The following is a 2,273-nucleotide window of genomic DNA, read 5'->3' as shown; positions in this document are numbered from 1 at the left end:
GTCCCAGTGAGCGAGCAGCCCATACAGGCCGAGTTTGTGTGCGCGTTGCCTGAGGAGCGAATCCTGGTTCGGTGACTCAGCCATCGTCACCCTCCCGGCCAATGGCGTCGTAGTCACCCAGGCTATGGGGCTTTACGACCGGTCCCTGAACCCGTTCATCCTGTGGCAGATGCCGGCCTACGGTCGGTGGCAAACCTCGGCTGTAGCGCTGGGTCTCGAGCACCTGGCGTACCGAGGCGAGGTGAGGGGTGCCGCGCTGTAACGCCTCGGTGATCGCGTGCTCGAGGTCGGCTGCACCGACGCGGTCGAGCTGGCGCAACAGCGCGGTGGTGGCGGCGCCGAGATTGACCCCCTGCTCGGCCAGCGCCTCGAACAACGGAGCCGATGCGGGCACGGCCTTTTGTAGTCGGTCCAAGCCCCGATGCATTCGGGCCTTTCGCTTGTGCTCGACCAGTTCGCGGATGTGGGCCGGATCCTCGATGACCCTGCGACGCTCGAAGCAACGCGAGTGCTCGGCCACCACTTCGCTGCCATCGAGGATACGCACCTGGGTGAGGCTGGCCAAAAGCACCAGAGGTTTGCGAACACAGCCGGCCGGGATCGAGTAGTCGTTGAGGTCGAAGCGAAGGTAGGGCAGCTTGCTGCTCGTCACCTCAAGGCGTTCATCGACCGCGAAGGCGTCGTCGGGTAGCTCGAGCAGCTTGGAACGCTCTTGCTCGAAGGCCTCCCGTACCGTCAGCGCCTCATCTTCGGGACATCTTCGCTCCGCGGCGTATCCTTGGGACCACTCGAATGCTTGTTGATTCAGGTCCTCAAGGTCGCGAAACTCGCGCCCGGAGAAGAAGCTTGAGCGAATGTAGCGGATCGCCCTTTCCACGCGACCTTTCTCGTTGCCCCGGTACGGCGCACAGGGTCGCGGCTCGAAACGGTAGTGAGCACTGAGCTCGAGCAAGGTAGGATGGAACCGAATGGCGTCGCCCTTACGCTCGAGCACGGCACTTTTCAAGTTGTCGTACAAAAGGACGCGAGCCACTCCGCCAAAGTGCTCAAACGCCGAAACGTGGCCGTGCAGGAAGCACGGCATCTTGGCGCTCAGGTAAAAACGCAAGAAGATCGCCCGCGAGTAGCTGAGCACCATCACAAACGCCATCAGAGGACGACGTGCGTTTCCGATCTGCTGATGACCGAAGTGGCCCCAGTCCACCTGCGCCTGCTCGGCAGCCAACGTACGCAGCCTCAGATACGCCTCGGCCTTGGGCCGGGGGCGGTAGCGCGCCACCACCGTACGGAAGTAGTCGCGAGCGCCGGGATAACCACGCTCCTTGGCCATCTGCCACAGCCGGCTAGCAGGCAACCTGGGGTATTTTTCCAGGGTCTCGACGATCAGCGGGATGAACGGGTCGGTGATCGACGCTCGTGTGCAGCGTCTCGCCTGACTGACGCCTTGCTGGCTAAGCACGCGGCGTACTGCACTGTGGTGGACACCGAGCTGGCGCGCGATCGTCCCCACTTTCCATTTTTCCGCGTGGTACAGCCGCACGATGTCCGCTTCGAGCTCTTGGCTGAGCATGCTCGCGCCGTCCTTCATCTCGTGCTCTTGCGCAACGCGCGGAAGTCACCCAGACCGCGCAGTCGCCTCCGGCGGCCAGGCTCGGCGAAGTCGAACTGAACCAACGGGCTTTCACCGGGCCACAGCTCATCGCCGAATAGGCCCGAGCCGAGCCATGGGGCCGACTCGTCTTCCGCACAGATCACAGCGCACAACCGCTGACCGCTGTACAGCGCCAAGCCTTCGAGCAAGGTCAATAGAGCGCGCGGGTGCGATGGGTGGGTAGGCAATCGCGCTTTGAGCAAGTCGTGGCGTTGTTCGTCGCTCACCAGCAACCGTACTTGCCCACGACTCGGAAGAATCTGACTTGTCCAATCTCTCATCGGGATACCTCCGGCTCGGCGCTGGTTGACTCTCGGGGCCGAGCTCGACGCTAGCCTGGCCCTCGTCGGTGCCCAGATTCCATCCCTGATGAGTCACTTTGTCGCGTACACGCGCCCGATAACGCGCCTGCCGTGTCGCGTGATGGCGCGCGCCCCGCGCGCTCTGCTGGTAGCGCGCCGACGCCTGCCGCAACTGCATGCGCCGCATCTGCGCAGCGCACCCCGAACCGCAGTAGCGCCGACCATGGTCACAGCCCCGACAGACTTTCACCTGACGACGGCAGCGCCCACAGCTAAAAAGTCGGTAACTCGCCTCGATCGCTCCGAAACTTCAGCCATTT

The 2,273-nt window shown here is 63.4% G+C and carries 2 protein-coding genes; both read right to left on the bottom strand.

The window, feature by feature from the left end:
• Nucleotides 1-76: 76 nt before the first annotated feature.
• Nucleotides 77-1,570, bottom strand: a complete 1,494-nt coding sequence (istA, locus tag MJD61_14340) for an IS21 family transposase (protein ID MCG8556449.1) — start codon at nucleotides 1,568-1,570, stop codon at nucleotides 77-79.
• A gap of 14 nt (nucleotides 1,571-1,584) precedes the next feature.
• Nucleotides 1,585-1,932, bottom strand: coding sequence for a hypothetical protein (locus tag MJD61_14335; protein ID MCG8556448.1), 348 nt, complete (start codon nucleotides 1,930-1,932; stop codon nucleotides 1,585-1,587).
• Nucleotides 1,933-2,273 lie beyond the last annotated feature (341 nt).

The sequence above is a fragment of the Pseudomonadota bacterium genome (assembly GCA_022361155.1).
In the GTDB taxonomy this organism is placed as follows: domain Bacteria; phylum Myxococcota_A; class Polyangia; order Polyangiales; family JAKSBK01; genus JAKSBK01.
This window is presented reverse-complemented; position numbering and strand designations above follow the sequence as displayed.

What these genes read in the sequence shown, in the direction of transcription:
- istA (MCG8556449.1), bottom strand. Translation starts at nt 1,570, where the DNA reads ATGCTCAGCCAAGAGCTCGAAGCGGACATCGTGCGGCTGTACCACGCG.
- MJD61_14335 (MCG8556448.1), bottom strand. Translation starts at nt 1,932, where the DNA reads ATGAGAGATTGGACAAGTCAGATTCTTCCGAGTCGTGGGCAAGTACGG.